Here is a 26,867-nt window from a genome sequence, read left to right on the forward strand (position 1 = left end):
TGCTCATGACTTCACCGCCCCGAACGACAGCCCGCGCACCAGATACCGCTGGATGGTGAGGGCCAGCAGCAGCGGCGGTACGACGGAGACGAGCGCGGCGGCGGCCGTGAGGTTGTACTTGGGGCGGTCCCCGCCGAGGAAGGACAGTGCGCCCACGGTCACGGTCTGGGCCTCGTTGGAGGTGAGGATGAGCGGGAAGACGAAGTTGTTCCAGGCGAAGATGAAGGCGAGCAGTGATACGGCCGCCACCCCCGGCTTGACCAGCGGGAGCGCCACCTTCACGAACGCCTGCTTGCGGGTGTAGCCGTCCAGCAGCGCCGCCTGCTCCAGCTCGGGGGTCAGGTCGGCGAAGTAGGACCGCATGATCCACACGATCAGCGGCAGCGTGACCAGCTGGAGGACCCAGATCATGCCGACGTACGTGTCGAACAGGCCGAGCTTCTGGTAGAGCACGAACAGCGGGATGATCACGGTGAGTTCGGGGGCGAACCGGAACGACAGCAGCGTGAACATCAGGTTCTCGGAGCCCTTGAACCGCCAGCGCGCCGAGGCGTACGCCGCCGGGAGCCCCACGAGAAGCGACAGGACCACCGCGCCCACCGACACCACCAGGCTGTTGACGAAGAACCGTACGAACGGGATGCCCTCGCTGTCGCCGAGGACCGTGCGGTAGCCGTCGAGGGTGGGCGAGAAGGAGAAGTAGGTGGAGAAGAGTTCGTTCGTGGGCTTCAGCGACAGGATCACCATCCAGGCGATGGGGAACAGCGCGAAGACGAAGTAGAGGATGAGGGCGGCGTCGGCCAGCCACCCCAGCAGGCGCCTTTTGATGGTCGTTTTGACGGTCATTTCACCTCGGCCGCCTTCCGCTGGATCTTCCCCAGGTGCTTCACCAGCACCATCGCGGCGAGATACACCACCGCCCACAGCACGATCGTGTAGCTGATGCCGAACGAGTACCGCTGGAAGCGGATCGCCTCCAGGTAGGCGCGGATCTGGAGGACGACGGTCGAGTCGCCTGGACCGCCCTCCGTCAGGGCGTAGATGATGTCGAACACCTTCAGCGAGTCCATGAACCGGAAGATCACGGCCACCAGCACATACGGCCACAGCATCGGCAGCGTCAGCCGCCGGAACGTGTACCACCAGCCCGCACCGTCCACGGCCGCCGCCTCGAAGGGGGAGGTGGGCAGCGACCGCAGCCCGGCGAGGGCGAGGATCGCCACGAACGGGGTGTACACCCATACGTCCACGGCGATCGACGACAGCAGCGCGCCGGTGGGGGTGTCCGTCCATTGAACTCCCCCCAGCCCGAAGGGTTTCAGCAGGTAGTTGATCACCCCCACCGACGGCTGGAGCATCAGCTTCCAGATGATCGCCGCGATCACCGGCGCGATCATCAGCGGCAGGATGAGGATCTTCTCCAGCACCCGCCCGACGATCGACGACCGGTGCAGCAGCAGGGCGACGGCCACGCCCAGCACGGTCTCCACGAAGGCCGCGCCCACCGCGTACAACACCGTCACCCACGCCGAGTTCCAGAAGGCCTCCTGCGTGAAGACGGTCTCGTAGTTCTCGAACCGCACCATGTCCGGCTGCGGTTTGCTCGCCGAGAAGTCGAACAGCGTGTAGTAGAGGCCGAGCCCGAAGGGATAGAGGATTCCGCAGGTCAGCAGGAGGGCGGGGACGATCAGGACGTACGGGCGCAGGGCGAGCCGCCATCCCATCGCGCTAGCCCACCTTGTCGGCGAGGTCGCCCGCCAGCCCGTCGAGCACCGACTTGGCGCCGCCACCGCCGTAGATCTCCTGGAGGGCGGCGGCCCAGCTGGTGGTCGCGTCGAAGAACTGCGCCTGCGGGGTGAACTGGATCTTCGTCTGGTCGACGACGGTCTCGAAGGTCTCGATGAAGCCCGGGAGGTGCCTCATCTTGTCCTTGTAGTCGGCGGCGTCGGCGATGGACTTGCGCACCGGGTCGATGTGGTTGTGCGTGATCGCACCCTTGAGCAGGTGCTCCTTGCCGGTCGCCCACTGCAGGAACAGCCAACTGGCGCTCTTCTTCTTGCTCTTGGCGTTCATGCCGAGCGACCAGATCCACATGTTGGTGGCGAGGGAGCCGTCAGGTCCCTTCGGCCCGGGATGGAAGGCGATCTTCCCGGAGGCCGGACTCGCCCCCTCCACGGCCTGGAAGTAGGCGGCCGTGTCCGCGTCGAACAGCATCCCGGCCTTCTTCGCGCCGAGGTCGCTGGAGCACTGGTACCAGGTGTACGACGTCCAGGACGGCGGCCCGCCCTGCTTGACCATGCCGGCCCAGTCCTCGGTGAAGGCGACGGCCTCGGGGCTGTTCATGGCGGGTGTGAGCTTCCCGCCCTCGACTGTGAAGTCCTTGAGCCCGTTGCGGGCGTACATGGTCATGAAGCCGGGATGGATGGTCGCCCAGCTTCTCGATCCCCGTACGGCGATCCCGTACATGCCGTCGAAACCGGCTCCCGGCGCCTTCTCCTTGATGGCACCCGCGATCTCGCGCAGCTCGTCGAAGGTCTCGGCGGGCTTGAGGCCGAGCTTCTTGAAGACGTCCGTGTTGTAGGCGACGACGTTGGTCTCCCAGCCCCACGGCAGCGCGTACTGCCCGCCCTGACCGAGCGGCGCGCCCGCCTTCAGCGACCACTGGTCGGCCTGGAGGAGGTTCGGGAAGAAGTCGGCCTGGTCCCATTCGGTGCCGGTGGCCGAGGAGTTGCGCATCCAGGGGCCGAGGTCTTCGAGCCACCCCGGCGGCCCGTACTGCCAGACCATGTACGCGCCCAGCATGAAGACGTCGTACGAGGCGCGCCCGCTCGACAGGTCGACGGTGAGCTTGTCGAAGTAGTTGTCCTCGGGGAAGACGTCGTACTCGACCTTGATGCCGGTCTTCTCGGTGAAGGACGTGAGATCCGCGATGAGGGCGTCCGTGTACGGGTGCTTGTTGAGCAGCGCCTTGACGGTCGTCCCCTTCTCGCGCTTCCAGTCGAAGGAGCCGGTGACGTCGTCCGCCGCCGAGCCGTCGCTCTTGTTGTCGTCGCCGCCGAATCCGGCACCGCAGGCGGAGAGGAGGGGCGTGGCTGCCAGGGCGGCGCTCAGCGCCAGGAACCGTCGGCGGTCGTGCGCGTGCGTGTTCATCCGTGACCTCCACGTGGGGTTCGGCCATCCGGGTGCGAGTGGTTAACACGGCGAGTCGACTCGTTAACAGAGGGTGGAACGGCGGAAGTTGGGCGTCAATCCCTCGCGCAGGGGAAAATCTCAGGGCAGAGTGTGAAGTTAACGGATCGAGATGTGCGGGAGTGAGCCGGAGGCGAGCAACCACCAGGGCAAGGAGGTCCGGATGGCGCAGGAGCACGACGCATGGCTGGGGATCGACCTCGGCACCCAGAGTGTCCGAGTCCTGCTGGTCACCGGGGACGGCACCGTCCTCGGCAGCGGCTCGGCGCCCCTCGGCGGGCGGCGGGACGGGGGGCGGCACGAGCAGGATCCGGGGGAGTGGTGGGAGGGACTGTGCGCGGCGTCCCGCGCCGCTCTGCGCGGGCGGCCTCGGTTGCGGGTCGGCGGGCTCGCGGTGTGCGGGACGTCCGGGACCGTGCTGCTGACGGACGGGGCGGGGCGGCCGATGAGCCCGGCGCTGATGTACGACGACAGGCGGGCGACCGCCGAGGCGGCGAGGGCGCGGATGGCGGGGCTCGCGGTGCAGGACACCTGGGCGCTGCCGAAGGCGCTGTGGCTGACCGAGGCCTACGGCGAGGGCCGGATCACCCACCAGCCGGACCTGGTCGTCTCCCTCCTCACCGGCGAGCTGCCCCCGGCCGACTCCAGCCACGCCCTCAAGACCGGCTACGACCTGGAGCGCGACGCCTGGCCTGCCATGCTGCCCCGACTGGGCCTGCCCGACACGGCGATCCCCGACGTCGTACGCCCTGGCAGCCGCCTCGGCGAGGTCTCCGTGTCCGCAGCCGAGGCCACCGGCATCCCCGCCGGGACCCCCGTCATCGCCGGGATGACCGACGGCTGCGCGGCCCAGATCGCCTCCGCCGCCCTGCGCCCCGGCTCCTGGAACTCGGTGCTCGGCACCACGCTGGTCCTCAAGGGCGCGTCCCCGACGCCGGTCCGGGACCCGACCGGGGTCGTCTACAACCACCGTGCGCCGGACGGGAGTTGGCTGCCGGGCGGCGCCTCCAGTGTGGGCGCGGGGGTACTCACGGCGGCGTTCCCGGGCGTGGACCCGTCGGCGATGGACCAGGCGGCCGCCGCGTACGAGCCGTCCGGCGCGATCACCTACCCCCTGGTGTCACCCGGCGAGCGCTTCCCGTTCCTGGCCCCGGAGGCCTCCGCGCTTGTGCTGGGCGAACCGGAGTCGGACGCCGACCTGTGGGCCTCGCTCCTCCAGGGCGTCGCCCTCACGGAACGCCTGTGCCTGGACTACCTCCACCACCTCGGCGCCCCCCTCGACGGCCCCCTCACCTTCACGGGCGGCGCCGCCCGCAGCCCGTACTGGAACCAACTGCGCGCCGACATCCTGGGCCGCCCGGCCCGAGTACCACAACAGACGGAACCGGCCCTGGGCATGGCCGCGTTGGCGGCATACGGCACAGGCGCGACCCCCGACCTGCCGGAGGCCGCAGAATCCATGGCCCACATCACCACCACCGTGCACCCCCGCCCCAACCACACGACCCGCTTCGCCGAGCCCTACGCCCGCCTGATCGACGAACTGACAACCCGAGGCTGGCTGCCCCCAACGGTCGCCGCGCACGCACATGCGCGCTTGGACGCGGATACTGCGGGCTCATGAACACACGCCCGCACCGATGCCGGCGACGGGGAGGCCGTGGGCGGGCTTCCCGGCCGCGCGCCCGTTCCGTTCCCGGCGACCGAGCCGACGTGGGCGAGTGCCCCGCGCCCGCACTGCCCCCGACCCCGACCCGCGCCCCCTCACACCCCCGGACCGCGCTATGACCACTGGCACGACCCTGCTCCTCGCCCGCCACGGACAGACGATCTGGCACGCCGAGAACCGCTACGCCGGTGTGAGCGACGTGCCTCTGACCGACACCGGCCTTGCCCAGGCCGAGGCTCTCGGGCAGTGGGCCGCCGCTCATCCCGTCGAGGCGATCTGGACCTCGCCCCTCTCCCGTGCCGTCATCACCGCCGACCCCGCGTGCCGGGCCCTCGGGCTCATCCCGCAGCGCGAACCGGGGCTGCGGGAATGCGACTTCGGTGTGCTGGAGGGACGTACGCTCGCGGAGTTCGCGGCTGAGGAGCCGGCCGCCGCGGAGGCGTTCCGTGCCGACCCGGTGGCCCACCCGTTCCCGGACGCGGAGAACCCTGCCGTCGCCGCCGAACGCGGGGCCGCCGCCCTGCGTCGCATCGCCGCGGCCCACCCGGGTGAACGTGTCCTCGTCGTCGCCCACAACACGCTGTTCCGGCTGGTGCTGTGCACGCTGCTGTCGATCCCGGCCGGGGAGTACCGCAGAGTGTTCCCCCGGTTGCGCAACGTCGCGATCAGTGAACTCCTCGTAAGGGCCGACGGGTCGGCTGCCCTTCTCTCCCTCAATGTGCCTTGCGAGGCCGGCCTGCCGTAGCACCATGGGGCACATGACGGAGATCGACACCTCGGTACCGCATTCGGCCAGGATCTGGAACTACTGGCTGGGCGGCAAGGACAACTACCCCGTGGACGAGGCGGCCGGCGACGCCTACACCGCCGTCTTCCCCGGCATCGTCACCATCGCCCGCAGCAGCCGGTCCTTCCTGGGCCGCAGCATCCGGTACCTGGTCGCGGAGACGGACGTACGCCAGTTCCTCGACGTCGGCACCGGGCTCCCGACCGTCGACAACACCCACGAGGTCGCCCAGTGCCTCGCCCCCGAGTCGAGGATCGTCTACGTCGACAACGACCCGTTGGTCCTGGCGCACGCCCGCGCGCTGCTCACCTCGACCCCCGAGGGCGTGACGGCGTACGAGGACCTGAGCCTCTACGAGCCGGAGAAGATCCTTCAGGCGGCCTCCCGCACCCTCGACCTCACCCGCCCCACGGCCCTGATCCTCAGCGGCATCCTCGGCCACGTCGCCGACTACGACCAGGCCCGCGACCTCGTCCACCGCCTCCTGGCCGGCCTGCCCTCCGGCAGCTACCTCTCCCTCAACGAGGGCTCCCGAGGCACCGACCCGGCCTACGAACAGGCCCAGGACGCCTACAACGAGACCGGCGCCGTCCCCTACTTCCTCCGCCCGGTCGACCAGATCGCCGCGTACTTCGAGGGCCTCGACCTGGTGGAGCCCGGCCTCGTCTCGGTCCCGCTGTGGCGCCCGGAGCCGAGCGACGAGAACCCCCGGCCGATCGGCCAGCACGGCGCTCTCGGCCGCAAGGCCTGACGGACTCCCGGCAACGGCAACAGGAAGCCCCCGCGAGTCACGACCTCGCGGGGGCTTCCCTCACTCCTCGGGCATTCCTCGGGCGTCAGCCCTTGGCGCGTGCCCGCTGCCACGCGTACCCGACCACCGCCAGGAACACCGTCATCCCCCCGGTCGAGTACAGCTGCACCCGCGTGTCCGGCTCCCGGGCCATCAACACGAAGATCGCCGCCATCCCCGCCAGCGCCACCCACGTCAGCACCGGGAACGCCCACATCCGCACGACCAGCTTCTCCGGCGTCTCGCGCTCCAGGCGGCGGCGCAGCCGCAGCTGGGAGACGGCGATGAAGATCCAGACGACGAGGATGACCGCGCCGATCATGTTCAGCAGCCAGGGGAAGACGTCCTCCGGGCGCCAGTGGCTCAGCACCACGCACACGAAACCGAAGACGGAGGAGGCCAGGACCGCGATGCGCGGGACCCCGCCCGACACCCGGCCCAGAGCCTTCGGGCCCTGTCCGCGCTGGACGAGGGAGTACGCGATGCGCGAGGAGCCGTAGATATTGGCGTTCATCGCGGACAGGAGGGCCACCAGGACCACGACGTTCATCAGCTGGCCGGCGCCGGGGATGCCCAGGTGGTCCAGGGTGGCGACGTACGGGCCCTTCTCGACGACCTCCTCGGAGTCCCAGGGGACGAGGGTGACGACGACCGCCATCGAGCCGATGTAGAAGAGGCCGATGCGCCACATGGCCGTGCGCACCGCGCTCGCCACGCCACTGACCGGGTTCTCCGACTCGGCCGCCGCGATGGTGACCGTCTCCAGGCCGCCGTAGGCGAAGATCGAGGCCAGCAGGCCGATGATCAGGCCCTCGGTGCCGTTCGGGAGGAAGCCTCCCTCGCCGGTGAGGTTGGCCGTGCCCGGCGCGTCCGTGCCCGGCAGGACGCCCGCGATGGCCAGCCCGCCCAGCACCAGGAACAGCGCGATCGCGCCGACCTTCAGTGCGGCGAACCAGAACTCGAACTCGCCGAAGTTCTTCACGGCGGCCAGGTTGGCGCCGCAGAAGACGACCATGAACAGGGCCACCCACGCCCACTCCGGCGTCCCCGGCAGCCAGCCGCTGACGATCTTCGCGGCACCGATGCCCTCCAGGCCGACGGCCGTACAGAGCAGTACCCAGAACGACCAGCCGGCCGTGAAGCCCGCCCAGGGCCCGATGGCCCGCTCGGCGTGCGCGGAGAAGGAGCCCGACGACGGATACGCGGCCGACATCTCGCCGAGCATCCGCATCACCAGCATCACGAGGAGGCCGGAGAGGACGTAGGCGATGACGATCGAGGGGCCGGCGGCGGCGATACCGGCTCCGGACCCCACGAACAGGCCGGCGCCGATGACACCGCCGAGGGCGATCATCGACAGGTGGCGCTGCTTGAGGCCGTGGTTCAGACCGGGGTTCGGGCCGGGATTCTGGCCGTGGGAGACGTCGTCCGCCTGCGCGGTCGTCTCCTTGGAACTGTTCTGCATGGGCGCGGCTCGTCCAATGCGTGAGAGGGCAAAAAACGCCCACAGTCTGAGCAGCCTCTCCGTTCAGAAGGAGAGGCTGCCCACTATGCGGACACTCGCCGCACTGTACGTGACGCCCAGGTCACGCGGCGACGGGGGTGGCCACGGTCGTGTAGTGCGACGCGTCCCCCTCGATCGAGTAGCTCTCCTTGCCCTCGATGCCCACCGGCACGTCACCGGCGACGGTCACCCGGTGCAGGCGGCGCGGCAGGCCGTCGTAGTTGTCGATGGCGTAGTGCTGGGTGATGCGGTTGTCGAAGACGACCAGCTGGTTCGGGGACCAGCGCCAGCGCAGGATGTTCTCGGGCCGGGTGACGTACGACTGGAGCAGGTCCAGGATCTTGCGCGACTCGCCCACCGACAGGCCGACGATCCGCTGGGCGAACCCGCCGATGAACAGCCCGCGCTCACCGGTGAGCGGGTGGACGCGGACGACCGGGTGGGCCGTGCGGTACGTGATCGAGGTGAACTCGGCGCGCTGCTCGGCCTTCTCCTCGTCGATCTCCTCGTCCGGCACCGCGTAGTCGTAGTCGTTGGTGTGTTCGGCCCACAGGGTGTCGGCCAGCTGCCGCAGCGGCTCCGGCAGGTCGCGGTAGGCGGCCGCCGAGCTGGCGATCAGGGTCTCGCCGCCGTACGGCGGGATCGTGATGCTGCGCAGGGTGGTGGCCTGCGGCGGGTTGAGGACGAAGGTGACGTCGGTGTGCCAGTGGTTGGCCCGGCCGCGCTCGCTGTCCACGGGCAGCACGTTCGCGGCGCCGTCGACGGCGGACACCGTCGGGTGGGCGGTGGTGATGTCGCCGAAGTGGCGGGCGAAGGCCTGGTGGCCGGCGTCGTCCAGGTGCACGTCGTCGAAGACGAGGGCCTTGTGGACGTTGAGGGCCTCGCGCAGGGCGGCGACCTGCTCCTCGGCGAGGGGCTCGGAGATGTCGATGCCGGAGACGCGGGCGCCGATGTTGGCGGTGACCTTCTGGATGTCGAGGGAGTCGAACGAGTGGAGAGACATGTGCGGTCCTTTCAGACGAGGGCGGGTGCGGACGGGCTGACGTACTGGTTGGCGGGGCGCGGGAGGCCGTAGCGCTCGCGCAGGGTCTGGCGCGGGCCGTACTCGCTGCGGAGCAGGCCGCGGGCGCGCAGGATCGGGACGACGTGGTCGACGAAGGCGTCGAGGCCGGACGGGAGCACCGGCGGCATGATGTTGAACCCGTCGGCGGCGCCCTGCGTGAACCACGTCTCGATGGCGTCGGCGACCTGCTCGGGCGTACCGGCGAAGGTGAGGTGGCCACGGCCGCCGCCGAGCCGCCCGATGAGCTGCCGCACGGTGAGCCGCTCGCGCCGGGCCAGCTCCACCACGAGCGTGTAGCGGCTCTTGGCGCCCTCGATGGCATCCTCGGAGGGGAGGGAGGCGGGCAGCTCGGCATCCAACTCCAGGGTCCCGGGCGCCAGTTGCAGCAGGCTCTCCAGCCGGCCCACCCCGTGCGCGTGCACGATGTGGTCCTCCAGCTCCTGCTCGGCCGCCCGCGCCTCGGCCTCCGTCGAGCCGACCACCGGGACGATGCCGGGCAGCACCTTGATGTGGTCCGGGTCGCGGCCGGTCGCCGCGGTACGTTCCTTGAGATCGGCGTAGAAGGCCCGCGCGTCCTCGATCGTCTGCTGCGCGGTGAACACCGCCTCCGCGTACCGGGCGGCGAAGCCCTTGCCGTCCTCGCTCGACCCGGCCTGCACGAGCAGCGGGTAACCCTGAGGCGTACGCGGCACATTGAGCGCGCCCTCGACGCTGAAGTACGTCCCCCTGTGCCGGGGCGGATGGATCTTGGCGTCGTCGCCCCACACGCCGGACGCCTTGTCGGCGACGATCGCGTCGTCCTCCCAGCTGTCCCAGAGCTTCAGGGCGACGTCCAGGAACTCGCCGGCCCGGGCGTACCGCTCGGCGTGCGCGGGCTCGGCGTCCAGCCCGAAGTTCCGGGCCGCCTCGGCACCGGCGGTGGTGACGATGTTCCAGCCCGCCCGGCCGCCGCTGATGATGTCCAGCGAGGCGAACTTGCGGGCCAGGTTGTAGGGGGAGTTGTAGGAGGTGGACGCGGTGGCGATCAGCCCGATGTGCTCGGTGGCCGTCGCCAGCGCGGTGAGCAGCGTGAGCGGCTCCAGGGCACCGGCGGGGCGCTGGGCGAGGTTGCTCCACAGCTGGGGGCCGTCGGCGAGGAAGAGCGAGTCGAAGGTCCCGCGTTCGGCGATACGGGCCAGGTGGACGTAGTGGGCCAGGTCCACGTGGGCGTACGGGTCGCTCTCGGGGAGCCGCCAGGAGGCCTCGTGGTGGCCGGTGTTCATGAGGAAGGCGTTGAGGTGGAGCTGTCTGGGCATGGAGGTCCCTTGATCTGGGAAGAAGGGGGAGTTGCGAGGGCGGTGACGGGGAATGCGGGGCGGTGACTCTCTGGCGCCGGTCCGGGCAGATTCAGACCGTCCGGGGTCTGAGGACGAGGTCGTGCCGTCCCTAGCCCCCGCCCGCCCGTTGGGGGCTGTGTGTGGAGGCGGTGACGGAGATTGCTCGGAGGTGGTGACGGGGATTTTTCGGGGCGGTGATTTTCTGGCGCCGGTCCGGGCATTTCAGCCCGTCTGGGGGTCCCCCCTCTGGGGGAGTTTGAGGACGAGGCCCCTTCAGGGCCGAAGCGGGGGTCTGGGGGCGGCAGCCCCCAGGGACGGGACGGGAAGGGGCGGCGGGGGCGAAACCCACCCGACGCTCACCCCACGTCCTCCGTCACACCCAGCGCGGCCAGCAACCGCTCCCGGTACTCCCCGAGCAACGGATCCCGGTACGAGCGAGGATGCGGCCGGTCGACGGCGAGGTCGAGCCCGATCCGCCCCTGCTCCAGCACGAGCACCCGGTCCGCGAGCACGATCGCCTCGTCCACGTCATGCGTGACCAGCAGCACCGAAGGCCGATGCCGCTCCCACAACTCCCTGAGCAGGACATGCATCCGGATCCGGGTCAACGCATCCAACGCCCCGAACGGCTCATCGGCCAGCAGCAGCTCAGGCTCACGCACCAGCGACCGCGCCAGCGCCGCCCGCTGCGCCTCGCCCCCCGACAACTCATTGGGCCAGGCACGCTCACGCCCCTTCAGCCCCACCTCTTCGAGGGCCTCCCGCCCCTTCCGGTCGGCCTCCTTGCCGTCAAGGCCGAGGAGTACGTTGTCCAGGACCCGCCGCCACGGCAGCAACCGCGAGTCCTGGAACACCACGGACACCCGCTCCGGCGCGCTGAGCTGCCCGCTGCCGACCACGTCGTGGTCGAGGCCCGCGACGGCCCGCAGCAGGGTGCTCTTGCCGGAGCCGCTGTGACCCAGCAGCGCGGTGAACTGACCGGCGGGCAGGTCGAGGTCGATCCCGTCGAGGACCGTACGGCCCTCGAAGGACCGGGTCAGGCCCCGGAGTCGGACGGCGGGACGGGTCAGCTGCTCAGTGTGCGGCGCCACGACAGCACCCTCCGTTCGATGATGCGGACCGTGCTGTCGGAGATCAGGCCGAAGATGCCGTAGACGACGAGGCCGACGAGGATGACGTCCGTCTGGCCGTAGTTCTGCGCCTGGAACATCATGTAGCCGAGCCCGCTGGTGGCGTTGATCTGCTCAAGGACCACCAGGCCGAGCCAGGAGCCGGTGACGCCGAGCCGGAGTCCCACGAAGAAGCCGGGCAGCGCGCCGGGGATGACGATCTGCCGGATGAACTGGACGCGGTTCAGCCCCTGCACCTCGGCGAGTTCGACGAAGCGGCTGTCGATGCCGGACAGCGCGGCGTGGGTGTTGAGGTAGATCGGGATGTAGACGACGATCGCGATGATGGCGATCTTGAAGGTCTCGCCGATGCCCAGCCAGAGGATGAACAGCGGGATCAGACCGAGCGTCGGGATCGCCCGGTTGAGGTTCACCGTCCCGTCGATCAGCGCCTCCCCGGTCCGGCTGAGCCCGGAGGCCAGCGCGAGGGCGATCCCGGCGGTGAGGCCGAGAACGAACCCGGTGGCGGCGCGTTGCAGCGAGGTCAGGATGTCGGCGGGCAGGGTCCCGGCGGTCCACAGGTGGGCGCCGGTCTCCACCACCGTCCAGGGCGCCGGGATCGCACCGGGGTCCAGTGCCCCGGCGGCGGAGGCGACGGCCCACAGGACGACGACGAGGGCGGGCCCGGCGAGGCGGGCGGCCGGGACGCGTTTGCCGGGCGCGAGCGAGCGGCGGCGCCGGCGGACCCGCTGGTCCGGCTCGGCCTGAGCGAGGGGCGCCGCGGTACTCACGGTCGTGGTGGTCATGGCGGTGGTCACCTCCGGTATTCCGCGGGTACGGACTTCGCCGCGATGCCCTCGAAGCGATGGTCGAAGAGCTCACCGACGTCGAACTTCTTCACGAAGCCGCCCTCCGCGAGCAGATCCGCGGTCTCCTGCTCCCACTTGATGGCCTCGTCCCAACTCGGCGGGTACAGCGGCTTGTTGGCGAGCTCGGTGATCGCCTCGGCCTGGGCGAGGGTCAGGTTCTGGGTCTTGACGTAGAACTCCTCGTTCCAGGCGTCGGGGTTCTCGTACGCCCACACCTGGCCCTTGGCCCAGTACGGGATGTACGCGGCGACCGCGGCGGCCTTCGCGGGGTCGTTCAGCACGGAGACCGGCGCCCACAGCAGGTTGAGCAGGTCGACGACGTCGGTGGTGATGGTGCGGGCACCCTTGGACTCGTACTGCGCCAGATAGGCGGGCGCCTGGGTGTTGCCGAGCGGGGCGATGTCGACCTGGCCGGACTGCAGGGCGGTCAGGAACTGGTTGCTGGTCAGCGGGACCAGCTCCACCTCGTCGTACTTCAGCCCGGCCTTCTTCAGCGCCCGCAGCAGGACGACGCCCTGCGCCTGGCCCTGCGAGAAGGCGAGCCGCTTGCCCTTGAAGTCCGCGACCGACCGGATGTCGCTGCCGGGCTTGGTGGCGAAGAGGTAGTTGGGCTTGCGGGTGATGTTGATCGCGACGATCTTCGCGTCGAATCCCTGGTAGTACGCCTGGATCGGCGGAATGCCCGCGTTGTTGGCGACGTCCAGGGAGCCCGCGCGGAAGGCGTTGATGACATCGGGCCCGGCGCCGATATTCAGCCAGCTGCTGACGGTGAATGGCGGATCCCCCAACTTGGCCAGCTTGAACTGGAGTTGCTGGGTGTTCTGATACGAGGCGATCTTCAGGCTGGTCCCGGCGGGAACCTTCGCGGCGAGCGGGGCGGTGGAGACGCCCTCGGCAGCGTCGGCGGCGCTGCTTTCGGCGCAGCCGGTGAGGCCGGCGGCCGCGGCGGTGATGCCGAGCAGTGAGGTCAGGAAGAGACGGCGGTCGACGCCCGGGGCAGGCAGAGACGGCATGGCAGGACTCCGTAAGCCAAAGTGATGGGACTGCATGCGGAATTCCGGGCAGGAAAAAGCCAGGGCGGGGGAAATTCACGCAGGAGGAAATGAGCGCTTCACACGTGGCGGTGTGTCAGCAACAGAGGGTGCGACAGCTCACGAACAGGCTCATGAGCAGGATGTTCCCGGTCATCGGTGATCCCTGTCAATATTCCGAGTTTCTGAATTAAATAGCCTCAGGTGACGCGGCCAACGGATCCCGGTAGAGCACGTCCAGTGCCACCGATCCACCAGCCATGGCAAGGACGGAATCCGGGAAACTCGACGGCACGACGGCCGCCGCCCGCTCGCTCCCCACCCCTTCGCGCAGCGCGTCCAGGCAGTCCTCCCGGCTCAGGACACCGAGCTCGGTGACGACGACCGTCTCCGGGTTGAGTACATCGAGCAGCAGCCCCACCGCCCGCCCGGTCATCCGCGCCCGCTCGGTCAGCAGCCGTACCGCCACCGGGTCGCCGCCCGCCGCCGCACGCACGACATGCATCGGGTTCACCCCGTCGACGACCCCGGCCTCCCGCGCCCGTCGGCACAACGTCCGCTCGCTCAACTCGACCTGCAGGCAGCCGACCCGCCCGCAGTCGCAGGTCTCCGTGCCGCCCGGCACCGGAAGATGGGCGATGGCGCCGGCCTGCGAGCGGGGACCGTGATGCACCTCGTCATTCGTCGCGAACGCCGCGTCGACCACGTTGCCGACGAACAGATGCAGCACACTCCCGCTGCCCCGCGCCCGCCCGAACAGCCGCTCCGCGTTCACCAACGCCCGCGCGTGCCCGTCCACATGGACCGGCAGCCCGGTGCGCGCACCGAGCACCTCCCGCACCGGCACCTCGCGCCAGCCCAGCAGCGGATGCGCGACGACGGTCCCGGAGTCCCGGTCCACCCAGCCGCCCGCGGCGAACCCGACACCGAGCGGCCGGCAGCCCGGCGCCCCGTCCAGCAGCGCGGCCAGCCCGTCGGCGGCCCGGGCCAGGACGTCATACGGCTCGATGGCCCCCGAGTGCCTCAACTCCCGCTCGGCGACGACCCGTCCGCGCAGATCGAGCAGCGCCACGGTGGTGTACGGCACGGCCACATGCACCGCGCCCACCACGAACCGCGAGTCGTCCAGGTCGACCGGCACATGCGGTCTGCCGACGCCGCCCTTGGCCTGCCGGGGTACGGCGGACTCGCGGATGAGCCCGAGCCCGGTGAGGCGGGCACAGTGGTCGGTCACCGACGCCGGCGACAGCCCGGTCAGCCGGGCGATGGTGCTGCGCGCGACCGGCCCGTGTTCGAGCACGGACCGCAGGACGGCGCTGGCGCTGGTCCGGCGCCGGTCACGGTCGGCGATACGCGGGATGGGAGACGAGAGCGAAGGCGAAGGGGTGGGTGCTGCCGCGGTACGGGGCATGGGAACTTCCTCGGGGCCGGTCCGACACTGCGCCGTCTGAGACGGGCGAGTCGTACCGAAGCACCGGAGTACCGGAGTGCTGAGGCCGACTCACCCCGGACGGCGACAGGCGGCCGCGCCCACACGTCGCAGGTCGACGTGGCGACGCGACGAGAAGTTCCGGGACTGGGCGACCATGCGCTCGAAGCTAGCAAAGCGGCCCACCGCTGCCCAGACGGCGACCGACGGGCGAGACGCCTCTTCACACACCGGCAACACGTCTGTGAGCTGGACGTCCTTGTCTCAGTGACCGGTGTCACCCCGTACCCGGTGTAACCCCCACCCTTTGTGCGGAGCCAACCAAGCCCACGATCCGGCCTTTGTCGACCACTGACGGTGAGGGAACGAAACACCCTGGGATAGCGTCGCAGCGTCCCGTACCGCCCTCACCCTCGCGGAGTCCCCACATGAGCACCGCTGCCGCCGCAGCCCCCGCCCGCCCCGGCCAGGTCCTCGCCGACCTGCTCCCGGCTTCCCGAGTCCGCGACATCGCGCTCGTCGTCGGCGGTGCCGCGCTCACCGGCCTCGCCGCCCAGATCGCCGTGCCCGTGCCCGGCTCCCCGGTGCCGGTGACCGGCCAGACCCTCGCGGTGCTCCTGGTCGGCACGGCCCTCGGTGCCGGCCGTGGCTTCCTCTCCCTCGCGCTGTACGCGCTGGCGGGCATCGCGGGCGTGCCGTGGTTCGCGGACGGCACCTCCGGCGCAGCGGCCCCGTCGTTCGGCTACATCCTCGGCATGATCCTCGCCTCCACCGTCGTCGGCGCCCTGGCCCGCCGCGGAGCCGACCGCACCGCCCTGCGCACGGCGGGCGCGATGCTGCTGGGCGAGGCGATCATCTACGCCATCGGCGTCCCCTACCTGGCCCTCGCCACCGGCATGTCGGCCACCGCCGCCATCGCGGCCGGCCTCACCCCGTTCCTGATCGGCGACGCCCTGAAGGCCGCCCTGGCGATGGGCGCCCTGCCCACCACCTGGAAGCTGCTGGGCCGCTGACGCCGTAGCCGCAGTTCCTGCCGAAGAGGCTCGCCGGGTCGCACTGCGACCAGCCCGGCGAGCCTCTTCTCGCGTCTCAGCCCTCCCGCGCCTGCCGCGGCGGTCGCTGTGACCACCACAGCCCGGCCGCACCCGCCGCGATCAGCATCGCGCCGGCCGCGCCCAGCGGCAGGACGTCACGGCCGAGGCCGGTCCGGGGCAACTCGTCGGCGCCCGGCGCGACCGGCGTGTTGTCGGTGCCGAGGAGCAGCGGGGTGGCCGGGGCGTCGGGCGACGGGTTCGTCGTACCGAACGGCACCGGGCCCTGCTGCCAGTACGTCTTCTTGCCGTCGCTCGTCTGGACGGGCAGGCAGATCTTGCCGGTCTTGCCCAGGTCGTACGTCGCGTCGACGGCGTACGACTTCGACTCACCGGTCGGCAGATTGTCGATGGGGCAGCTGAAACCGCTGTTCGAGCCCTCCGGGAGATCGCCTTCCGCGATCGCCGAACAGCCCTCGACATTCTTGACGGTGAGGCCGTCGAATCCGACGACCAAAAGCCTGATCTCTCCGCTCTCCTTGGTCCCTTCGTTCTTCACCGTGGCGGTGATGTCGGTCTCCTGTGAACCGTTGTCCACCGAGATTTTCTCGGGCAGCTCAGTGGTCAGCTTCACCCCTGCCGGCGCCTCGTCAATGACCTTTCCCCCCTTGTCGCTTCCGGGCCCCTGGTCATCCGCGCCGGCCGTGGCGGAAAGGATCAGCACTGCCGAGAAAGATGCCGCGACCAGCGATCCCGCGATGGCCGTCGTGCGACGAGAACTCATGTTCGCCCCCCTTGCCTGCGCCTGAATTCGCAGTACTTGAAGAGCTACCACAAGATTTCTCCGCACTATGCTGGTACGGCGCGAAGTGTGACCATTGTGTTTCAATGGCGGAAGTCCGATGCGGCTTCGAGGGGGGTGCAGTGGATTGCCGGGGAATACGGGAAACGCGGGGAATTCGGGAAACAGGGGAAGCGCGGGGCACGCGGGGAACGCGGGAAATACGAGGAGCGGCGGGCTTCCGGGATTGCTGGTGACGGGGCGCTACCGATTGGTCGAGAGTATCGGCCAGGGGGGAATGGGGCGCGTGTGGCGGGCCGTCGACGAAATACTCGACCGTCTCGTGGCCGTCAAGGAAATGCGCATCGACGGCCTCGACCCGGAGGACACCCGCACGCGCCGCGAACGCACCCTGCGCGAGGCGCGGGCGACGGCGAGGATCGACCACCCCAACGTCGTACGGGTCTACGACGTGGTCGACGAGGGCGAACGCCTATGGATCGTCATGGAGTTGGTGGCCGGCCGCTCCCTGGAACGGACCATGGCGGAAGAGGGCCCCCTCGACCCCCGCGAAGCGGCCCGGATCGGCATGGGCCTCGTGGCGGCCCTGCGCCAGGTGCACGCCCGCGGCGTCCTGCACCGGGACATCAAGCCGGGCAACGTCCTGGTGGAGGCGAAGGCGGAGGCGGACGGGGCGAACGGACGGGGCCGGGTGGTCCTGACGGACTTCGGCATCGCGGCGATCCAGGACGCGAAGGCCCTCACCATGGTCGGCATGCTGGTCGGCTCACCCGACTACATGGCCCCCGAGCGCGTCTCCGGCCGCCCCCAGGGCCCACCGTCCGACATCTGGTCCCTGGGCGCCACGTTGAGCGCGGCCCTGGCCGGCCGCTCCCCGTTCTCCCGCGACACGACGCTGGCGACCCTGCACGCGGTCCTGTACGAGGAACCCCAACTCCCGCCGACGGCCGGCCCGTTGCGGGACATCCTGGCCGCCCTCCTGGAGAAGGACCCGGAGAGCCGCCCCGGCCTGGACGACCTGGAGACGGCCCTGCGGCCGGTGGTCGGGGGAGTGGTGGGGGAACTCAGGGGGTCGGTGGAGGCGCGGGAGGAGCCGGAGCCACGGTTCGAACCGGATACGACGCCCGAGCCAGGGCCGACCGGCAGCCCGCTATACACAGCCGAGCCGACACCGGATCCCGCAACAACGGTCGCCCCCATCCCCGAACCCCGGCCGACCCCGCCCCCAGCCCCCACCCCGGCCACGCCGGCACCCCAGCCACTCCCGAGCGAGACACCCACCCCCGCCCTCCTGAAGCAGCCCCCCGCTCTCACTCCGCGGGACCCCCGGCAGCCGGACGACGCGGTACACGACGCGATACCGCCACGTCCGTCCACCACCAAGCCGGCCCCAGCCGTCACTTCCCCCTCCGCGACCTCCCCCTCCGTGACTTCCCCCGCCACCACCCCTTCCGCCACCACCCCCTCCTCCGCCACCCCCTCCTCGACCACCCCGTCCTCCTCCGCCGAACTTCCCTCCGCACCTCCCCGCCGCTCCGGCGTCTCCCTGTCCCGTGCCGAAGCGGTGACCGAGCGACGGGCCCCGGAGCCGGAGCTCATGTCCGGCGCCGCACGGTCGTACCCCCCGATGCCGCCCGGCGAGCTCCCCGGCCCCCCGGTCCCGGCCGGCCCCCGGCGCGGGCGGCGCCGTACGGGACGTATCGCCGTAGCCGTGGGTGTCGCCGCCGCGGGCGCCGTCGTCGCGGTGGTCCTGGCGACCGACTTCGGGTCACCGGAGGGAAAGGAGGCCGGCTCGTCACCGTCCGCCTCGGCCGCATCCACCCCCTCCGCCGACCCCTCGTCGACGGTCGAGGGCACGTCGAGGCCGCAGAGCCTGCCGCCCGGGGCGCGCCGGGAGGCGGGCGGGTTCGCGTGGGTGCCGCCCGAGGGCTGGCAGCGGGACGTCAAGACGGGGTCGGAGGTGCACTACACGTCACCGGACGCCAAACAGGAACTCGCCGCCAAGTCGTCCCTGGCCCGCGACGACTTGATGGACTCCTGGCAGAAGTCGGAGCAGAACGCCCGGCAGGGGCAGCAGTACCGCAAGATCCGTCTGGAGCGGACGACGTTCCGCGGGCACCCGGCGGTCGTCTGGGAGTACACCTTCACGCTCCAGGGCGCCCCCTGGCACGCCCGGCTGCTGGGCTTCACCGTGGACGGCAAGTCGTACCAGATCAACACGTGGTACCAGCCGGACATCGAGGCCGAGGCCCTGAAGACCTACGAGAAGGTGAGAGACGGCTTCACGGTGCTGTGAGAGACAAAGGGAGGGGCGGCGGGGCGCCATGCGCACCCCACCGCCCCTCCACGGGCACGAGCCGGTGTCAGCCGGTCTCAGCTGCTGTATGTCGGTGTCAGCCGGTCTTGACCTCGTCGCGAGGTTCGGCCGAGGCGGCCACCTCGACACCCGCCGCGCGCCCACGGCCGACCTTCTCCTTCACGAAGGCGGTCACCAGGACGAGCGCCGCCACGAGGAGCGACAGCAGGACCGTCTTACGGCCGTCGTGTTCGGTGTCGGTGAGCATGTAGCCGAGGACGAAGACGATCAGCGCGGCCGTCGCCCAGGTCAGGTACGGGTACAGCCACATCTTCACGACGAGCTTCTCCGGCGACTCGCGCTGGATGATCTTGCGCATGCGCAGCTGCGAGAAGCAGATGACCAGCCAGACGAACAGGGCGACCGCGCCGGAGGAGTTGACGAGGAAGAGGAAGACGGAGTCCGGGTAGGCGTAGTTGAAGAACACCGCCACGAATCCGAAGACGACGGAGGCCAGGATCGCCGTGCGCGGCACGCCGTTGCCGGTCGTGCGGCCGAAGGCCTTCGGGGCGTCACCGCGCTGGCCGAGGGAGAAGGTCATGCGGGAGGCGGTGTAGAGGCCGGAGTTGAGGCAGGACAGCACCGAGGTCAGCACGATGAAGTTCATGATCTGACCGGCGTGCGGGATGCCGAGGGAGTCGAGGGCGGCGACGTACGAGCCGTCCTTGGCGATCGCCTTGCTGTCCCAGGGCAGCAGGGCCACGACGACGAAGATCGAGCCGAGGTAGAAGACGGCCACTCGCCAGATGATGCTGTTGGTGGCCTTGGTGACGGCCTGCTGCGGGTTCTCGGACTCACCGGCGGCCAGGGTGGCGATCTCGCTGCCCATGAAGGAGAAGACGACCAGCAGCACACCGGTGAGGATGGCGCCGGCGCCGTTGGGCAGGAAGCCGCCGTGCTCGGTGAGGTTGCTGAGTCCGGCCTGGTCGCTGTCGACGCCCGGCAGCAGGCCGAACACGGCCAGCCCGCCGATGATGATGAACGCGGCGATCGCGACGACCTTGATCCCGGCGAACCAGAACTCGAACTCGCCGTAGGAGCCGACGGAGACGAGGTTGGTGGCGGTCAGCACCACCATCACGATCAGGGCCCAGCCCCACTGGGGTACGGCCGGGATCCAGCCCTCCAGGATCACCGCACCGGCGGTCGCCTCGACCGCCAGCACGACGACCCAGAAGAACCAGTACAGCCAGCCGATGGAGAACCCGGCCCAGCGCCCGAGCGCCCGGTCGGCGTGTGCGGAGAACGACCCGGAGGTCGGGTTGGCCGCGGACATCTCACCCAGCATCCGCATCACCAGCACCACGAGCGTGCCGACGAGGGCGTAGGAGAGGAGGATGCCGGGGCCGGCGGTGGCGATGCCGGAACTGGACCCGACGAAGAGCCCGGCGCCGATCACACCGCCGATGGCGATCATCGACAGATGCCGGTTCTTGAGCCCGGCCTGCAGGCCGTGGCCACCGGGGGCCGGTCCGGCCGATCCGGCCGTCTTCTGGGTCTGAGTCGGCTGCGAAGTCATGGAACGGATTTCCTTTGCGCCGTGGGGAGCAGTTCTCGTACGAGCGGGAGTGGTGCGGTGTACGAGTCGGCCCAGTGAATCGGAGGAGAACGGATTCTGGAACCTTTGATTCGGGATTGTTACTTGAGGTTTTCTTGAGCTTCCATGGCGTGCGTCACAGTTGACACGATCGACACCCGGCGCTGCTGCCCTGAAACAGCCGTGTCACACTCGTTCCATGCGCGTGTATCTCGGCTCCGACCATGCGGGCTTCGAACTCAAGAACCACCTCGTCGAGTGGCTCAAAGCAGCCGGTCACGACCCGGTCGACTGCGGCCCCCACATCTACGACGCCCTGGACGACTACCCGCCCTTCTGCCTCCGCGCGGCGGAGCGGACGGTCGCGGACCCCGACTCCCTCGGCATCGTGATCGGCGGCTCCGGCAACGGCGAGCAGATCGCCGCGAACAAGGTCAAGGGCGTCCGCGCGGCACTGGCCTGGAGCGAGGAGACGGCGGCGCTGGGCCGCCAGCACAACAACGCCAACGTCGTCGCGGTGGGCGCGCGCATGCACACGCAGGAGGAGGCGACGAAGTTCGTCGAGACCTTCCTGGGCACCCCGTACTCGGGCGACGACCGCCACACCCGCCGCATCACCATGCTGGCCGACTACGAGACGACGGGCGACCTGCCCCCGATCCCGCCGCACCACCCCCAGCAGTAACTTCAGGACAGACTTCGCCCGCAGGAGGCCGTCTGAGTGGACTGGCCCCCACCCACCCGTAAGCAGCCGTCTCCTCTCAACGCCGGCCCGTGTCATTCAGCCGGTCCGGCGTTTGAGGTCGAGGCCCTTTCGGGGCCGATAGCGGGGGTCTGGGGGCGGTAGCCCCCAGGAGGCGGGGTCGAAGGGGCGGCAGCCCCTGGGGATGGGACGGGTAGGGGCGGCGGGGGCGAAAACCCCCTACCGCCCACCCACCCGCAGACGACAAAGGAGCCACCGTGCCTGAGGGGCACACCATCCACCGGCTGGCCCAGGACTACGCCGCCGCATTCCTCGGCACGACCCCGCACGTCACCAGCCCCCAGGGCAAGTTCTCAGACGCCGCAGCACTCCTCACCGGCGCCGAACTCACCCACACCGAGGCCCACGGCAAACACCTCTTCCTCCGCTTCCGGGACGCCGACTGGATCCACATCCACCTGGGCCTCTTCGGCAAGGTCAACTTCGGCGACACCCCCGCACCCCCACCCACGGACACGGTCCGCCTCCGCCTCGCGAACAGCACCGCATACGTGGACCTCCGCGGCCCCACCACCTGCGCCCTGATCACGCACACCGAGAAAGAGGCGATACACGACCGCCTCGGCCCCGACCCCCTCCGCGCCGACGCCGACCCGCACACCGCCTTCCAGCGCATCTCCCGCAGCCGTACGACCATCGCCGCCCTGCTCATGGACCAGAAGGTCATCGCGGGCGTGGGCAACGTCTACCGCGCCGAGGTCCTCTTCCGGCACCGCATCGACCCGTACCGCGCCGGCAAGGACATCACCCCCGCCCAGTGGAACACCATCTGGACGGACCTGGTCGACCTCATGCGCGAGGGCGTCCGCAACAACCGCATCGACACGGTCCGCCCCGAGCACACCCCGGAGGCGATGGGCCGCCCACCCCGCGTCGACGACCACGGTGGCGAGGTCTACGTCTACCGCCGGGCCAACCTCTCCTGCCACATCTGCGACGCCGAGATCCGCACCGCAGACCTCGCCGCCCGCAACCTCTTCTGGTGCCCGAACTGCCAGATGCCGTAGGCGAGCCGACCGCGCGTCAACCCACGCGTCAGAACCCGTGCGGCAACCAGGGCGCCACGGCAGACGCGAACCCCACCGACGCCTCCGCCAACGCCCCCTGCCGAACCTCCCGCACCCGCCCGGCCGACCCCAGCGCCGCAAGGCTCACCCCGCCGAGGTAGGCCGCCCCCAACTCCCGTACGGACAGGGAGAGATCGACCGCGTCGGTCGTACGCTCGCACGACGCACCCTTGGCATCCCCGGACAACCGCCAACGCCCCGCGTTCCAAGGGCAGAAGGCGTCCTCCACCTCGAACACCACATCCACCGGCGCCTGATACGTCCGCGCCGACAACGCGGCCCCGACATCCACCAGCCGCACATGCAACGCGTCCCGCACCCGCACCGCACACCGCCGAATGTCGGAGACCTGGTGCTGCCACGCCTCGTCCACGGGCCGTGCGTACGCCTTCACCGTGGACGTCAGGTCGATGCCGAACAGGAACCGCCACAGCGCGGCCTGCGCCACCGGGTCGAGGGCCTGTACGTCCCGCAGCCGCACGGCGCCCTTGGGCCCGCTGCCGTCCCACTCCGGCTTGACGTGGAAGCGCGCGTACCCGACCACCTCGCCGTCCCGCTCCGCCAGCACACACTGCAGCGGCGACGCCCCTTCCCGCTCGCTCTCCGGGTCGAGCACCCCGAGCCGCTCCCAGCCGGGCAGCCGGGCGAGCATTCCGGGCCGGTCGGCCACCTTGCGCGCGTACACGGCCTCGCAGACGTCGAGGACGTCGGCCGGTACGGCGTAGCGCAGCCGTACGTCATCGGTGCCGGGCGGCACGGACAGCCGGACGCGGGTCGTGTCGATCTCGGTGCTCACCTGGAAGCTGCCGACGCCGTAGCCGAACCGGCCGTAGATCTCCGGCTCGGAGGCGGTCAGGACGGCCAGCGGCCAGCCCCATTCCCGCACGTCGTCCAGCTGTCGCCGCATCATCGAGGTCAGGACGCCGCGCCGGCGATGCGTGGCGGCGACGCTGACCATCGTCACACCGGCGGCGGGGACGGAAGCGCCACCGGGCACGGTGAGCCGGAAGCTGAACGCGCCCGCCGTCCCCACGCACGCGTCCCCGTCCCAGGCGCCCAGGGAACGGTCGATCTCGGTGAGCGAGTTCCACAACTCCCGCTCCTCGGCCGCCTCCGGGACCCCGCCGAAGGCGCGGATGAGGGCGTCGTACCAGATGTTCCACTCGTCCTGTCGCAGCACCCGCAGCTCGGGGCGGCCGGTCTCGCTCGCACTGTCTTTCGCCATGAATCATGCCTACCAGGGCATTGCGGGACGAGCGAGGGAATTTCTCGTTGGTGGCGGCGAGAGCGCTTTCCTTGAAGTTCACTGTGAAGTTGAACCTCGGACGGGGGACAAGTGGGACCTCCCGTGCCAAGCAGCTGGTCCGATGGATAGGGTCCCGAACTAATGGCAGCAGGACGAGAGCGGCGCACGGTGGCCGAGACGTTCATGGCCCGGTTGAAGATGCAGTGGCACCGGGCCCGCGTCGGCGTGCGCAGAAGCGCCGTGGACTACTTCCGCGGCGACGGCTCGGACTGGATCGCACTGGCCGGCCTGCTCCTCACGGTCCCGCTGATCTGTGCCGTGACGATGGCCAACCCGGTGTGGTTCTCCCCGGCCGCGCTGGTCCTGCCGATCGTCGCGGGCGGCCTGCTGCTGCGCCCGGCGAGCCTTCTGGGCCTGTACGCGGCGGCGGCCACCGCCCTGATCGTGGAGTCGGTGCAGCTGGGTCCGTACACGGAGGGCCCCTCCCGAGTCACCCCGGGCATCGTCCTCGTCGTGGCGGCGTGCGGCTTCTTCGGCCTCCTCATCGCCCAGTTCCGCAGCCGGGTGGGCGTGCCCTGGCGACGTGGCGGCACGATGCTCTTCGACCTGCGCGAACGCATCCGGGTCCAGAGCAAGCTCCCCCAACTGCCCCACGGTTGGCACCGCGAGATGGCCCTGCGCCCGGCTGGCGGCCAGTCCTTCTCCGGCGACTTCGTGGTCGCGGCCCGCACGAACGGCGGCCGCACGCTCGAGGTGGTCCTCACGGACGTCTCGGGCAAGGGCATGGACGCGGCCTCTCGCGCCCTCCTCCTCTCCGGAGCCTTCGGCGGCCTCCTGGGCAGCCTGCCCCCACACGCGTTCCTCCCCGCCGCCAACGGCTACCTGCTCCGCCAGGACTGGGACGAGGGCTTCGCGACCTCGATCCACCTGGTCCTGGACCTGGACTCGGGCGACTACGAGCTGTACTCGGCGGGCCATCCCCCGGGCCTGCAACTGAGCGCGGGCAGCGGCCGCTGGGAGGAGAAGGCCGCCGAGGGCCCCCTCCTGGGCGTCTACGACGGCGCCCAGTTCGACCCCGTAAAGGGCTCCCTCCGCCCCGGCGACGTCCTGATGCTCTTCACAGACGGCCTCGTCGAAACCTCCGACCGCGACATCGTCGAGGGCATAGACCGCCTCACCGGCGAGGCCGACCGCTACGTGGCCGGCGGCTTCCACGGCGCCGCCTGGCACCTCATCGAAGCAGTGGCAAAGGACGTCAACGACGACCGAGCCCTCCTACTGATCTCCCGAGAGGGCCCAACCCAGCAGCCCCCACCACGCTGACCAGAAGAGGTGCCCGGGGTCGAAGGGGCAGCGCCCCTGGAGGATGGGACGGGTAGGGGCGGCGGGGGCGAGACACTGGACCCGTGACCGAGACTTCCCGAACCCACCTGTCCCTGGCCGACGTCGAGGCCATCGCCCGAGCCGCCCACGCGACCCAGACCGACAAGGCCGGCCGACCCTACGCCGAGCACCTGAGGGCCGTCGCCGAGGGCGTACGCACACGCCACGGCGACGACGCCCAGATCGCCGCAGCCTGGCTGCACGACGCCGTGGAGGACGACGCCCTGTCCGACCAGTGGCTCGAAGAAGCCGCCCTGAGCCACCGTACGAAGGACATCGTGCGCGCGCTCACCAAGCGCCCCGGAGAACCCCCCGAGGCCTACGCGGCCCGCATCCTCGCCACCCCCGGCGCACTGCTGGTGAAACAGGCGGACCTGGCCCACAACGCGGACCCGAAACGCCTCGCGGCCCTGGACGAGCCGACCCGGAAACGACTGACCGAGAAGTACGTACGGATGCACGCACTTCTCGGTCTGGTTGCCGAAGGAGGCTCCTCGTCGTGAGGTCCCTCCGGCTGAGGTCCCTCCACTGAGAGGCCCTCGTTGTGAAGTTTCAGCGCAGAATCAGGCGTTGACCTTCTCGCGCGCCTCGGCGCCCGAGCCCGCCCCGTCGCGCTTCTCGCGCTCCCGAGCCAACTCCGCCGCATCCCGCTTGAACGCCCACTCCATCTTGGGCTCCATCGCGAACCGGAACACCCGCTGCACCGGCCTGGTGCACAGCAACGTGACACCGATCGCCGCGACAACGCTGACGAAGATCTCACCGAGCGGACGCTGCAGCCAGGCATGGTCGAACCAGCCCTGGTAGTCACCGGCCTTCACGACGAAGCCGTGCAGCAGATAGCCGTACAGCGTGCCCGCACCGAGCGCCGTGAACCACATGTGGCGGCGCGGCACCCAGGCGAAGAAGCAGGCCGTCAGCACCAGCGAGCAGCCGAACATCGCGAGCACCATCACCGGCCCGCTCCACCACGGCGCGGCCAGCTCCTGAGCGGCGTCCCGGTGGTAGAACCACGCGGTGTTCATGCGCGGCACCGCCCACCAGCCGAAGCCCAGGGCCACCGTGAACACCGGCACGGACAGGATCCGCACCGTGCGCGTGCGCACCATGTGGAAGTGCTCGGGCTTCATGATCAGACCCAGCACGAAGTACGGCAGGAACTGCAGGACCCGCTGAAGGTCCAGGTCGTCGCCGATCTCCGGGGCGACCGTCGCCGTCATGGCGAGGCCGAGCGCGATCGGCAGCGGCCAGCGAACCATCTTCCAGATGGGGGTGGTCATCCGCCAGATGAACAGCGCACACAGGAACCAGGTCAGGTACCACGGGTCCAGGAGGCTGATCTCCTGGCTCGGGTCCTCGTCGATCCAGCGCTTGAAGAGCGGATAGGCCGTCTCGAAGACGATGTACGGCACGGCGACGCCGGTGATCAGCCGCTTGAGCCGACTGGGGCTCGCGTCGAAACTGCGGGAGAAGAAGCCGGAGATGATGATGAACGCCGGCATGTGGAAGGTGTACACGACGGTGTACACGGCCTCCAGGATCCGACTGTCGCCCTTGATCGGCTCCCAGGCGTGTCCTATGGCGACGAGCACGATCGCCAGGTACTTGGCGTTGTCGAAGAACGCGTCGCGCTGCTTGGCACCGCTGGACGCGGGTCTGTTGTCGGCCTGAGCCGACCGGCTCTGCGGCGAGCGCGGACTCGGCACTCCGTCCGCCGGCGGCTGTGCCGGGGGGAGTGGCGCTCTGTTGTGGCCGTGCGGTCGCAACGAGTTCGTCACAGACCCTCCCGCCGGAATCCGGGGGAGTCGATCCGGGACCTCGCTGCGCATGCGGGGGACGAGACAGCGTGGAACATCTGAGGCACCCTAGCGTTGTCTGTGTGATTTCGTAAAACCCCCGAGGTCATTAGTGGTTATTGCGCATGCC

Annotated in this window: 23 protein-coding genes; 9 read left to right on the top strand and 14 right to left on the bottom strand. The window is 70.1% G+C overall.

The window, feature by feature from the left end:
• Nucleotides 1-3 precede the first annotated feature (3 nt).
• Genes BLU79_RS26690 through BLU79_RS26700 form a run of 3 tightly spaced genes read right to left on the bottom strand, consistent with a single transcriptional unit; the run spans nt 4 to nt 3,150 of the window.
• Nucleotides 4-846, bottom strand: coding sequence for a carbohydrate ABC transporter permease (locus BLU79_RS26690; RefSeq protein WP_093908426.1), 843 nt, complete (start codon nt 844-846; stop codon nt 4-6).
• A complete protein-coding gene (locus BLU79_RS26695) occupies nt 843-1,724 on the bottom strand; it encodes a carbohydrate ABC transporter permease (RefSeq protein WP_093908427.1) in 882 nt (293 codons plus the stop codon). The genes BLU79_RS26690 and BLU79_RS26695 overlap by 4 nt, the downstream gene beginning before the upstream one ends.
• Before the next feature lie 4 nt (nt 1,725-1,728).
• Complete coding sequence (locus BLU79_RS26700; RefSeq protein WP_093908428.1) at nt 1,729-3,150, bottom strand: ABC transporter substrate-binding protein; 1,422 nt, start codon at nt 3,148-3,150, stop codon at nt 1,729-1,731.
• A gap of 202 nt (nt 3,151-3,352) precedes the next feature.
• Between BLU79_RS26700 and BLU79_RS26705 the strand changes: the two genes are divergently transcribed.
• The 3 genes from BLU79_RS26705 to BLU79_RS26715 all read left to right on the top strand — a co-directional run bounded on the left by BLU79_RS26705 (nt 3,353) and on the right by BLU79_RS26715 (nt 6,396).
• Nucleotides 3,353-4,813 (top strand): FGGY-family carbohydrate kinase, encoded by a 1,461-nt coding sequence (locus tag BLU79_RS26705; protein ID WP_093908498.1) that lies wholly within the window; start codon nt 3,353-3,355, stop codon nt 4,811-4,813.
• Nucleotides 4,814-4,973: 160 nt separating this feature from the next.
• Nucleotides 4,974-5,603 (top strand): histidine phosphatase family protein, encoded by a 630-nt coding sequence (locus BLU79_RS26710; RefSeq protein WP_093908429.1) that lies wholly within the window; start codon nt 4,974-4,976, stop codon nt 5,601-5,603.
• A gap of 13 nt (nt 5,604-5,616) precedes the next feature.
• Nucleotides 5,617-6,396, top strand: coding sequence for an SAM-dependent methyltransferase (locus tag BLU79_RS26715; protein ID WP_093908499.1), 780 nt, complete (start codon nt 5,617-5,619; stop codon nt 6,394-6,396).
• Nucleotides 6,397-6,481: 85 nt separating this feature from the next.
• On the opposite strand, the gene BLU79_RS26720 is transcribed toward BLU79_RS26715, so the two are convergent.
• From BLU79_RS26720 to BLU79_RS26750, 7 genes are all read right to left on the bottom strand, one after another.
• Nucleotides 6,482-7,900, bottom strand: coding sequence for an amino acid permease (locus tag BLU79_RS26720; protein ID WP_256333474.1), 1,419 nt, complete (start codon nt 7,898-7,900; stop codon nt 6,482-6,484).
• A gap of 121 nt (nt 7,901-8,021) precedes the next feature.
• Nucleotides 8,022-8,942: a TauD/TfdA dioxygenase family protein gene (locus tag BLU79_RS26725; RefSeq protein ID WP_093908430.1), complete on the bottom strand. Its 921-nt coding sequence runs from the start codon at nt 8,940-8,942 to the stop codon at nt 8,022-8,024.
• An 11-nt stretch (nt 8,943-8,953) separates the two neighbouring features.
• Nucleotides 8,954-10,297, bottom strand: coding sequence for an LLM class flavin-dependent oxidoreductase (locus tag BLU79_RS26730; protein WP_093908431.1), 1,344 nt, complete (start codon nt 10,295-10,297; stop codon nt 8,954-8,956).
• Nucleotides 10,298-10,674: 377 nt separating this feature from the next.
• The gene (locus tag BLU79_RS26735; RefSeq protein WP_093908432.1) at nt 10,675-11,409 is read right to left on the bottom strand and encodes an ABC transporter ATP-binding protein; all 735 of its coding nucleotides are present in this window, start codon (nt 11,407-11,409) and stop codon (nt 10,675-10,677) included.
• On the bottom strand, nt 11,385-12,233 hold the full coding sequence (locus BLU79_RS26740) for an ABC transporter permease (protein ID WP_093908501.1): 849 nt from the start codon (nt 12,231-12,233) through the stop codon (nt 11,385-11,387). The genes BLU79_RS26735 and BLU79_RS26740 overlap by 25 nt, the downstream gene beginning before the upstream one ends.
• A gap of 8 nt (nt 12,234-12,241) precedes the next feature.
• Complete coding sequence (locus BLU79_RS26745; RefSeq protein WP_093908433.1) at nt 12,242-13,309, bottom strand: ABC transporter substrate-binding protein; 1,068 nt, start codon at nt 13,307-13,309, stop codon at nt 12,242-12,244.
• A gap of 208 nt (nt 13,310-13,517) precedes the next feature.
• Complete coding sequence (locus tag BLU79_RS26750; protein ID WP_093908434.1) at nt 13,518-14,738, bottom strand: ROK family transcriptional regulator; 1,221 nt, start codon at nt 14,736-14,738, stop codon at nt 13,518-13,520.
• Nucleotides 14,739-15,184: 446 nt separating this feature from the next.
• Here BLU79_RS26750 and BLU79_RS26755 point away from each other — a divergent pair, with 446 nt between their 5' ends.
• Nucleotides 15,185-15,769 carry a biotin transporter BioY gene (locus tag BLU79_RS26755; protein WP_093908435.1) on the top strand — a complete coding sequence of 195 codons (585 nt, stop codon included), beginning with the start codon at nt 15,185-15,187 and terminating at the stop codon, nt 15,767-15,769.
• A 76-nt stretch (nt 15,770-15,845) separates the two neighbouring features.
• Here BLU79_RS26755 and BLU79_RS26760 read toward each other — a convergent pair whose 3' ends face one another.
• Nucleotides 15,846-16,571, bottom strand: a complete 726-nt coding sequence (locus tag BLU79_RS26760; protein ID WP_093908436.1) for a hypothetical protein — start codon at nt 16,569-16,571, stop codon at nt 15,846-15,848.
• A gap of 295 nt (nt 16,572-16,866) precedes the next feature.
• On the opposite strand from BLU79_RS26760, the gene BLU79_RS26765 reads away from it, so the two are divergent.
• Nucleotides 16,867-18,885, top strand: coding sequence for a serine/threonine-protein kinase (locus BLU79_RS26765; RefSeq protein WP_256333475.1), 2,019 nt, complete (start codon nt 16,867-16,869; stop codon nt 18,883-18,885).
• A 97-nt stretch (nt 18,886-18,982) separates the two neighbouring features.
• Here BLU79_RS26765 and BLU79_RS26770 read toward each other — a convergent pair whose 3' ends face one another.
• Complete coding sequence (locus tag BLU79_RS26770; RefSeq protein WP_093908438.1) at nt 18,983-20,464, bottom strand: amino acid permease; 1,482 nt, start codon at nt 20,462-20,464, stop codon at nt 18,983-18,985.
• A 217-nt stretch (nt 20,465-20,681) separates the two neighbouring features.
• Between BLU79_RS26770 and BLU79_RS26775 the strand changes: the two genes are divergently transcribed.
• Nucleotides 20,682-21,167 (top strand): ribose-5-phosphate isomerase, encoded by a 486-nt coding sequence (locus BLU79_RS26775; RefSeq protein ID WP_093908439.1) that lies wholly within the window; start codon nt 20,682-20,684, stop codon nt 21,165-21,167.
• Nucleotides 21,168-21,442: 275 nt separating this feature from the next.
• Nucleotides 21,443-22,252, top strand: a complete 810-nt coding sequence (locus tag BLU79_RS26780) for an Fpg/Nei family DNA glycosylase (protein WP_093908440.1) — start codon at nt 21,443-21,445, stop codon at nt 22,250-22,252.
• A gap of 28 nt (nt 22,253-22,280) precedes the next feature.
• Here the strand turns inward: BLU79_RS26780 and BLU79_RS26785 are convergent, their stop codons facing one another.
• Nucleotides 22,281-23,537, bottom strand: a complete 1,257-nt coding sequence (locus BLU79_RS26785; protein ID WP_093908441.1) for a GNAT family N-acetyltransferase — start codon at nt 23,535-23,537, stop codon at nt 22,281-22,283.
• Between the two features lie 162 nt (nt 23,538-23,699).
• Between BLU79_RS26785 and BLU79_RS26790 the strand changes: the two genes are divergently transcribed.
• Together BLU79_RS26790 and BLU79_RS26795 are read left to right on the top strand one after the other, a co-directional pair.
• Nucleotides 23,700-24,881, top strand: coding sequence for a PP2C family protein-serine/threonine phosphatase (locus BLU79_RS26790; RefSeq protein ID WP_093908442.1), 1,182 nt, complete (start codon nt 23,700-23,702; stop codon nt 24,879-24,881).
• Between the two features lie 83 nt (nt 24,882-24,964).
• Nucleotides 24,965-25,444, top strand: a complete 480-nt coding sequence (locus BLU79_RS26795; protein ID WP_093908443.1) for an HD domain-containing protein — start codon at nt 24,965-24,967, stop codon at nt 25,442-25,444.
• A 60-nt stretch (nt 25,445-25,504) separates the two neighbouring features.
• Here BLU79_RS26795 and BLU79_RS26800 read toward each other — a convergent pair whose 3' ends face one another.
• Nucleotides 25,505-26,719 (bottom strand): acyltransferase family protein, encoded by a 1,215-nt coding sequence (locus tag BLU79_RS26800; protein ID WP_093908444.1) that lies wholly within the window; start codon nt 26,717-26,719, stop codon nt 25,505-25,507.
• Nucleotides 26,720-26,867 lie beyond the last annotated feature (148 nt).

The organism is Streptomyces sp. cf386 (assembly GCF_900103585.1).
GTDB lineage: Bacteria > Actinomycetota > Actinomycetes > Streptomycetales > Streptomycetaceae > Streptomyces.

Bases quoted from the DNA above. Each gene is read 5' to 3' on its own strand.
- BLU79_RS26770 (WP_093908438.1), bottom strand. From the start codon at position 20,464: ATGACTTCGCAGCCGACTCAGACCCAGAAGACGGCCGGATCGGCCGGA.
- BLU79_RS26740 (WP_093908501.1), bottom strand. From the start codon at position 12,233: ATGACCACCACGACCGTGAGTACCGCGGCGCCCCTCGCTCAGGCCGAG.
- BLU79_RS26755 (WP_093908435.1), top strand. From the start codon at position 15,185: ATGAGCACCGCTGCCGCCGCAGCCCCCGCCCGCCCCGGCCAGGTCCTC.
- BLU79_RS26695 (WP_093908427.1), bottom strand. From the start codon at position 1,724: ATGGGATGGCGGCTCGCCCTGCGCCCGTACGTCCTGATCGTCCCCGCC.
- BLU79_RS26765 (WP_256333475.1), top strand. From the start codon at position 16,867: ATGGGGCGCGTGTGGCGGGCCGTCGACGAAATACTCGACCGTCTCGTG.
- BLU79_RS26705 (WP_093908498.1), top strand. From the start codon at position 3,353: ATGGCGCAGGAGCACGACGCATGGCTGGGGATCGACCTCGGCACCCAG.
- BLU79_RS26745 (WP_093908433.1), bottom strand. From the start codon at position 13,309: ATGCCGTCTCTGCCTGCCCCGGGCGTCGACCGCCGTCTCTTCCTGACC.
- BLU79_RS26760 (WP_093908436.1), bottom strand. From the start codon at position 16,571: ATGAGTTCTCGTCGCACGACGGCCATCGCGGGATCGCTGGTCGCGGCA.
- BLU79_RS26725 (WP_093908430.1), bottom strand. From the start codon at position 8,942: ATGTCTCTCCACTCGTTCGACTCCCTCGACATCCAGAAGGTCACCGCC.
- BLU79_RS26700 (WP_093908428.1), bottom strand. From the start codon at position 3,150: ATGAACACGCACGCGCACGACCGCCGACGGTTCCTGGCGCTGAGCGCC.
- BLU79_RS26785 (WP_093908441.1), bottom strand. From the start codon at position 23,537: ATGGCGAAAGACAGTGCGAGCGAGACCGGCCGCCCCGAGCTGCGGGTG.
- BLU79_RS26730 (WP_093908431.1), bottom strand. From the start codon at position 10,297: ATGCCCAGACAGCTCCACCTCAACGCCTTCCTCATGAACACCGGCCAC.
- BLU79_RS26720 (WP_256333474.1), bottom strand. From the start codon at position 7,900: ATGCAGAACAGTTCCAAGGAGACGACCGCGCAGGCGGACGACGTCTCC.
- BLU79_RS26790 (WP_093908442.1), top strand. From the start codon at position 23,700: ATGGCAGCAGGACGAGAGCGGCGCACGGTGGCCGAGACGTTCATGGCC.
- BLU79_RS26690 (WP_093908426.1), bottom strand. From the start codon at position 846: ATGACCGTCAAAACGACCATCAAAAGGCGCCTGCTGGGGTGGCTGGCC.
- BLU79_RS26710 (WP_093908429.1), top strand. From the start codon at position 4,974: ATGACCACTGGCACGACCCTGCTCCTCGCCCGCCACGGACAGACGATC.
- BLU79_RS26715 (WP_093908499.1), top strand. From the start codon at position 5,617: ATGACGGAGATCGACACCTCGGTACCGCATTCGGCCAGGATCTGGAAC.
- BLU79_RS26775 (WP_093908439.1), top strand. From the start codon at position 20,682: ATGCGCGTGTATCTCGGCTCCGACCATGCGGGCTTCGAACTCAAGAAC.
- BLU79_RS26750 (WP_093908434.1), bottom strand. From the start codon at position 14,738: ATGCCCCGTACCGCGGCAGCACCCACCCCTTCGCCTTCGCTCTCGTCT.